This is a genomic window from uncultured Campylobacter sp., from assembly GCF_937997465.1.
GTDB lineage: Bacteria > Campylobacterota > Campylobacteria > Campylobacterales > Campylobacteraceae > Campylobacter_A.
In genome coordinates this window covers 1-3,578 of sequence record NZ_CALKTQ010000213.1, presented here as the reverse complement: position 1 = coordinate 3,578, position 3,578 = coordinate 1, and the positions used below count along the sequence as shown (strand labels likewise).

Sequence of the window (3,578 nt, the reverse complement as noted above, 5' to 3'; positions counted from 1 at the left end):
TACTGCCTCAAAGAGGATAGAATTTTACCTAAAAAGGAGTTGTATAAAATAGCGATAGGGCAGTATTTGGATTATGAGTTAAAATTAGAGCAAATGATCAATGATTATAGAGCTAATACCTATGGTAGCTCCTGGCGTAGCAAATATGAACTTACGTATTATGAATTGGAAGGTATAAATTTATCGAATTGGTTTGAAATATTAAAAACGCATCATGATAATAATGAGACGTTTGAGGAAATTTTTATGAATAAACTAAAAGCCAAAAAAACCGACCCAAAGAAATATTTAAAAATAAATTTGAACGATATGAGTGCTGGATTTGATAGACCGGTAATTACTCTAGACGGCGCTTATAAAGGGCCAAATATTCATATATTGTTAGATAAGTTTGTTTTAATTTATAAAAATTATATACAACGCAATCATCCCGAATACTTATTTGATAGAATGAATTTTTCTGAAAAGATCAAAGAATATTACCAGGAGAGAAACAAGGCGTCGTTTGATATAAAACAGGGTTTTGAGCTAGACAACTGCGGAAATATAAATTATCCATTAGAAGAGTATTATTTAAGAAGTAGAGAGGCAAAAGGCGGCTGAAAAGCCTGATCATTTGAAATTTACCAAGCAAATTTCAAATCAAAAAATAAAATTTAACACAAAGGATAAACAATGGCTGTATTTAATCTAAATTTAAACGACGACTATTCAAAACAGTTGCTAAGCTACTATATATGGGGCCAAGATACCCAGCCGACGGTCGGTAAAGTGGCGTCCGATAAATATATCACCGCGATAAAATAAAAGGCGAATTTTGAACTTAAATTTAATACGCCTCGCCGCGATGATAAATTTTGGGTTTTAGCGGTTATGGATAGCGTAGAAAATAGCGTCGTTTCATCGCGGTTTATCCGCATGTGCGGTCAAATTTGCTTGATAAAACGACTAACTAGCCTACCTAAACGCCAAACGACTACCGCAGACTAGCTAAATTTACACCAAATCCCTGCTGCTAAAGATAAAATATCCGCTAACAAGCATAATCGCGCCTAAAATCAGCGGGTAAAAAATCGAGTAAATAACAAATCCAAACGCGCTAAAGTTGTTTAGCACGAAATTTGACGCCACGCCGATAACGGCTAAATTTGGATCAAATAGGCTAATCGCCGCGATCCTAAAGACCTCGATCGGGTTAATGAGTGCGATAAAAAAGATGATATCCTCGCGCACGTTAGTTTTCATCAAAAAGCCAATCAGCGCGAGATCCAAAAACGCTAACAAGATAAGCCAGAGTAAAAACGCGACGCCTTGACCCATTTCTTGATTTTTGATCATCGAGGAGATGAGAAATCCAAACGACAAAAACACGAAGCTAAGCGCGAAAAGTAGGGCTGTGTAGAGGGTTAGGATATCCCACGGGATTTCTATTTTTTTAACTAGACCCGCAACTACGGCTAAAACGAAAGAGAGCAAAAGCGGCACGAAAATAACGAAAATACGCCCCAAAGCCTTGCCGAAATAGTATTCGCCCAGGCTAACGGGAAAGCTAAGCATATACTCAAGCAGATTCGTATCGCGGTCGGCGCTGATGCTGCGTACGGTCGAGATGAGGATGAAAATGGGCACGATAATGATACAAATTTGGATAAAAAGCAGCAAAAGCCGCGTAAGTCCGCTAAAACCGAGCACCCGCGAGTCTGTCACGCCGCTAAAGATAAAAGTAACGATAAGCCCCATAAAAACCAGCATATAGATGAGAAACCAGCGCGAGCGCAGCGACTCGGCGACGTCTAGTTTGGCGATGAGTAGCAAGTTACGCATGCGCGCCTCCTTGAGAGATTAGCTCGTCTTTTATGATCTGCCCCAGATCCATCTCGACGTAGCGGTTTGATATGCCTTGCACCTCATCAAGCCTATGCGAGATGAAAACCAGCGTCTTTTCGCGCGCAAACTCGCCTAGTAGATCCATAAAATTTCGCCTGGCTTTTGGGTCTAAATTTGCCGTGGGCTCGTCAAACATCATGGCTTCGGTGTTTTTAGCAAAGGCGATTGCGATTAGCATTTTTTGCTTCATACCGCCTGAGAGTTTGTAAAATGGCTTGTGAAAATTTCCTTTTAGATCAAGCTCCATTTTCTCGCAAAATTTTTCTATATTTTCCTGCGCTACGCCCGAGCTTTTGCAGACGAACTCGCAAAGCTCTTTTAGGTTAAATTTAAGCGGCGGCGGCGTTTGCGGAACGAAAGATATCACGCTAAGGGCTTCTTTGCGCGCGGTAAACGGGTCAAAGCCGTTTACTCGTACCTCTCCGCTGTTTGGTTTAAATTCGCCCAGTATTATACGCATCAGCGAGCTTTTGCCGGCGCCGTTTTGCCCGAGCACGACCGTTTTTTGCCCCTTCTCTATGCTCAAATTTACGTTTTGGAGTATCTTTTGAGAGCCAAAAGCCTTTGTGATGTCTTTTAAGATTATCAAATTTATCCTTTTAGATGAGCTTTTTAAAGCCGTTGTCAAATTTCAGCGCGTCGTGGTGACACACGTCGATACAGCGCCCGCAAAGCGTGCAGTCGCCGCCCACGAGACGAAATTCTTTTTTATTTTCGTCGTCGCCCGTTTTAGCGTTTTTCTTCGTGATTTCTAGCACGTGCGGCACGAGACAGGTATCGATGCAGACTAAACAGTGGTCGCAGCGATCTTTGTTCCAGCTAACTTTAACGGCGTTGGTGCGGGTTAGTAGCGAGTATGTCGCGCCGATGGGGCAGACGTAGCGGCACCAGCCTCTGCGGGAGTAGAAAATCTCGACCAAAAGCACGAAAAGGGCAAACCAAATCGCGTGAAAATAACCGTAAATAATAAAGCGCGATACTATGCCCGTCACGCTAAAAATCTCAAACACGAGCTGCGAGCTAGCAAAGCTCATCGCGATAAAAAGCGCGGTAAAGACGTAGCGCCATTTGGGATCGAACTCGCGGCGTTTGATTATCTTTTTGGCGGCTAGATTTTCGTGGATTTTCTCGCCGATCTCGCCTAAAAAGGTATAGGGGCACACCCAGCCGCAAAACGCCCTCCCGCCCACGAGCGCGTAAAAAAGCAAAATCGTAGCCGTGCCGATAATCAAATTTATCGGAAACTCGTGCGTCGCGGCAAATACCTGAAAACTCATAAAAGCGTCGGTCAAATGAAAGCCTAAAATCCTTGATCCGCTGATGTCGCCTTCTAAAATTTGAATATCCGCGCGGTAAGAAAGCACGAACAAAATATGCACTAGCGCGATCACGACGAGGCGGCGTCCTCGCCAGCTGAGGCTTTTTTTGCCCTCACCATTTTTTATCGTCAGCGTATCGAAAAAATCGACCTTCGAGACCGTGCAACGCGTGCTATATTTATCCATCCGCTACTCTTTAAATTTTGAAATTTCATCCGCTAACAAGCCTAAATCCTCGTCTGATACGTTGTTTAAAAGTCCCTTCATTAGGCTGTTTGGTACTTTATTTTCTTTGTAGTCTTTTAGTCTAGCTAAAATTTCGTCCTTGCTTTTGCCTGAGATTTTAGGCGCCATTACGCCCTTGCCGTTTGC

Annotated in this window: 5 protein-coding genes and 1 pseudogene; 2 read left to right on the top strand and 4 right to left on the bottom strand. The window is 42.8% G+C overall.

Features of this window, described 5'->3' with window-relative positions:
* Both Q0546_RS07105 and Q0546_RS07100 read left to right on the top strand, forming a co-directional pair.
* The coding region (locus Q0546_RS07105; RefSeq protein ID WP_298791715.1) for a hypothetical protein at positions 1-603 on the top strand (603 nt) is incomplete at its 5' end.
* 72 nt (positions 604-675) lie between these two features.
* A complete protein-coding gene (locus Q0546_RS07100; protein WP_297937176.1) occupies positions 676-807 on the top strand; it encodes a hypothetical protein in 132 nt (43 codons plus the stop codon).
* Positions 808-996: 189 nt separating this feature from the next.
* Here the strand turns inward: Q0546_RS07100 and Q0546_RS07095 are convergent, their stop codons facing one another.
* From Q0546_RS07095 to Q0546_RS07080, 4 genes and pseudogenes are all read right to left on the bottom strand, one after another.
* Positions 997-1,824 (bottom strand): ABC transporter permease subunit, encoded by an 828-nt coding sequence (locus tag Q0546_RS07095; protein ID WP_298791713.1) that lies wholly within the window; start codon positions 1,822-1,824, stop codon positions 997-999.
* The gene (locus Q0546_RS07090) at positions 1,817-2,476 is read right to left on the bottom strand and encodes an ABC transporter ATP-binding protein (RefSeq protein ID WP_298791711.1); all 660 of its coding nucleotides are present in this window, start codon (positions 2,474-2,476) and stop codon (positions 1,817-1,819) included. Before Q0546_RS07090 ends, Q0546_RS07095 begins: the two co-directional genes overlap by 8 nt.
* 10 nt (positions 2,477-2,486) lie before the next feature.
* On the bottom strand, positions 2,487-3,392 hold the full coding sequence (locus Q0546_RS07085) for a NapH/MauN family ferredoxin-type protein (RefSeq protein ID WP_298791709.1): 906 nt from the start codon (positions 3,390-3,392) through the stop codon (positions 2,487-2,489).
* 3 nt (positions 3,393-3,395) lie between these two features.
* Positions 3,396-3,578 (bottom strand): annotated as a pseudogene (locus Q0546_RS07080) (cytochrome C); the annotation flags it as partial.